Raw genomic sequence first — 2,724 nt, 5'->3', positions numbered from 1 at the left:
CTGGAGATCGCTGACATCTTTCGCGCCCATGGTCCTGCGTGGCGGCAGGCCAATGCGGGGCATGTCAGCTTCTCCCAACTGAAGGTGATGTCAGCCATCGAAACCTGCCGGACCGAGGCGCTCGGCGGGCTTGTGGCGGGCTGCGCCAAGTGCGGCCACCATCACATCGCCTACAATTCCTGCAAGAACCGGCACTATCCGAAGTGCCAGGGGCCTGCGGCGCGCGTCTGGATGGCGGCGCGCGCAGAGGACCTGTTGCCCGTGGAGTATTTCCACATCGTCTTCACCCTCCCGGCGGAGATCGCGCAGATCGCGTTCTGGAACAAGAAGGCGGTCTATGGCCTGCTGTTCCGCGCGCCCGCGGAAACGGTGATGACTTTTGCAACCGATCCCAAGCGCCTCGGCGCCAGGATCGGCATGACCAGCGTCCTGCACACCTGGGGATCGGCCCTGACCCATCACCCCCACATCCACATGATTGTGCCGGACGGAGGCCTGTCGCCGGATGGCACCCGATGGGTCGCCTGCAAGCCGGGGTTCTTCTTGCATGTCCGCGTGCTGTCCCGCCTGTTCCGGCGGCTTTTCCTCGACGGGCTGCAGGCCCTGCACCGGGCCGGGGAACTGGACGTCTACGGCGACCTCCAACGGCTGGCACATGCGGATGCCTTTGCCGCCTGGCTCGCACCGTTCCGAAAATCCGAATGGATGGTCTACGCCAAACCGCCCTTTGGCGGCCCCGAGGCAGTGCTCGCCTACCTCAGTCGATACACCCACCGTGTCGCGATCTCCAACACCCGCCTGATCAGCGCCGACGCCGAGACTGTCGCGTTCCGCTGGAAGGACTACCGCATCAAGTCTGGTAACCGGCAAAGGGCATGCGCCTGTCCACGCCGGAGTTCGTCCGCCGATTCCTGATGCACGTGCTCCCGGACGGCTTCCATCGCATCCGGCACTACGAACTGCTGGCCAGCGCAAAACGCAAGGCCACCATCGACCGCATCCGCGACCTGCTCGGGCAGCGTACACCCGAACGGGAAGCCCAGGACACGAGGGAGCCCGCACCTCTCACCCTGCGTGAACCGTGCCCATGCTGCGGCGGCCCGACGCGCATCATCGAGATCGTCCGCCGCGGCCAGAAACCGATGTCGCGCGCCCCACCACGGGAGCAGGCCGCATGACGAAGCGCCCGTCACTGTCACCAACACCACTCCGGTTCTTGCACTCGTCCCGAACTGGTAAAGTGCGGGACTTTGTGATCATCGATTGCCGCCCGGTGACGTCCGCTATTCGACGTTCGGCAGTTATGCAGTAAGATTACTGCGCTTGACATGCCGCAATCTTACTGCATATAGAGCGCATGACAGATGACCAGCTAGACCTAATCTTCAAGGCTCTTTCAGACAGCACCCGGCGTCGCATCATCGACCATCTGAGCAAAAGGCCAGCTCAATCGTTGTTCGAGGTGTGCGCAGCTTCGGTTGCAGAGGATGGGATTGCTTTGTCCCGACAAACAGTCTCCCAGCATCTCACCGTCTTAGAGAAAGCGGGACTGATTGAGATCGAATGGAAGGGGCGAACTAAAGCGCATTCTTTGAGCGTCAGCGAAGACCACATCGCGGCGGCATCATGGCTTGCGAAATACAAACCGAAAGGAACCAAGACGTGAAAATCTATGTCACAAGCGTCTTTGTTGACGACCAAGACAAGGCCGAAAGATTCTATACCGAAGTGCTCGGCTTTAAAGTCAAGCAAAACATTCCATTGGGCACCAATCGCTGGCTGACGGTTGTTTCAGAAGAAGACCAAGATGGAACAGAGTTGCTGCTTGAACCAAGCGACCACCCCGCCACGAACCCGTTCAAGGAAGCGCTCGTTGCCGATGGTATCGCCGCCCACTCATTTCAGGTGCAAGACCTCGATGCCGAGTGGAAGAAACTGACCGACCGAGGCGTGGAGTTCACCACCGAACCAATGGACGCGGGCGCAGTTCACATGGCTGTTTTTGATGACACCTGCGGCAACCTGATCCAGTTAATCCAGATGAAAGACGCCTAGACGGCCACAATACTTGGCCGGAAGGTAGGGGAAGCTGCCGTTCGGCCAATGCGCGGCATTTTGTGGGAATGGGCTCGAAGCAGACCTGCGGCGGCGCGGCAGGCCCCTCGCTCTAGCGCACCAGGCCTGCGGGCGCTTCCGGCCCGAAGCTGACCTTCGAGACAAGCGTGACGAAAGGCTGGTGTGCTTAGCACTGCTGCCGTTCCACGATAGTCGCATCCGCTGCTGAAACCGTGTTCATGGTTGGAACAGGCCCGGTCACAGGCTTCGTCCTGAGCAGTTGGCAGGTAGGCATGAGCAACTTCACATGTAGGTCTTGATCGACACCACGCTTCTCGCTTTGCCGTTGTTGAACTCGAAAACGTGGCAGAAAGGACGCTTCAATCCATCGGACAGAGTTCTTTCCCCGCTGGCCATGCCGACCTTACCATGTGCGATCGCGTGCTCGACCATGATCTTCATCGGCAGACGGGTGGAAGACAACGCCTGGAGGACCGCAGCTTGCCCCTCGACCGTCTCTGTCGAAGTCCGGGTCCACGTGACCTCTGGATCAAAGATTTCGGCAGAGGCGACGCCGGTCTCCAGGGCAATCGCGATGTCCTGCACGAATGCATTCTTGGGGGAGTTTCCGCAGTCCGCGCTCCCGATGATCTCCGTCGGGCCCAAAGT

3 protein-coding genes and 1 pseudogene are annotated in these 2,724 nt (G+C 60.3%); 3 read left to right on the top strand and 1 reads right to left on the bottom strand.

The features are described 5' to 3' along the window. The 3 genes and pseudogenes from PVW46_RS13345 to PVW46_RS13335 form a co-directional block, all read left to right on the top strand. Positions 1-1,178 (top strand): annotated as a pseudogene (locus tag PVW46_RS13345) (IS91 family transposase); the annotation flags it as partial. 179 nt (positions 1,179-1,357) lie between these two features. Beyond that, on the top strand, positions 1,358-1,666 hold the full coding sequence (locus PVW46_RS13340) for an ArsR/SmtB family transcription factor (RefSeq protein WP_043147003.1): 309 nt from the start codon (positions 1,358-1,360) through the stop codon (positions 1,664-1,666). After that, entirely contained in the window at positions 1,663-2,055 is a 393-nt protein-coding gene (locus PVW46_RS13335) for a VOC family protein (protein ID WP_043147002.1), read from the top strand. Before PVW46_RS13340 ends, PVW46_RS13335 begins: the two co-directional genes overlap by 4 nt. Before the next feature lie 303 nt (positions 2,056-2,358). Here the strand turns inward: PVW46_RS13335 and PVW46_RS13330 are convergent. Next, the coding region (locus tag PVW46_RS13330; protein ID WP_338020525.1) for a nuclear transport factor 2-like protein at positions 2,359-2,724 on the bottom strand (366 nt) is incomplete at its 5' end.

Source organism: Mameliella sp. AT18 (assembly GCF_028807275.1).
Classification (GTDB): Bacteria; Pseudomonadota; Alphaproteobacteria; order Rhodobacterales; family Rhodobacteraceae; genus Antarctobacter; species Antarctobacter albus.
This window is presented reverse-complemented; position numbering and strand designations above follow the sequence as displayed.